Origin of the sequence: Bacillus sp. SIMBA_005 (assembly GCF_046535585.1) — a bacterium.
GTDB lineage: Bacteria > Bacillota > Bacilli > Bacillales > Bacillaceae > Bacillus > Bacillus pumilus.
In genome coordinates, this window is the sequence record NZ_JAWRWI010000418.1 from 1 (window position 1) to 271 (window position 271).

The 271-nt window shown below is 46.5% G+C and carries 1 pseudogene; it reads left to right on the top strand.

Annotated features, from left to right (window positions below):
- A pseudogene (locus SB660_RS20700) lies at positions 1–271 on the top strand (YheC/YheD family protein); the annotation flags it as partial.

Sequence of the window (271 nt, forward strand, 5' to 3'; positions counted from 1 at the left end):
AACGAAGGTTGTCAGATGCCACGTTGCTTACAGACGGCATCTGGAACAAACCGTGCTACTCTCTGAAAATCTGTTTCATGAGCTTTTGCTCCCCCACCGAAGCAGGGCTGATATACTGATTCATGATCATACAGTGCATATCGGGCCGTTAGTCGGCATCTTTACGGCAGGGTTTACTGTATCTCTTGAACGTCCATTTAAGGATCGTTCCCTCTTTTTTTCTAAACTTGTCACGTTACACGAGCAAGCCGGAGGCTACTGCTTCGTTTTT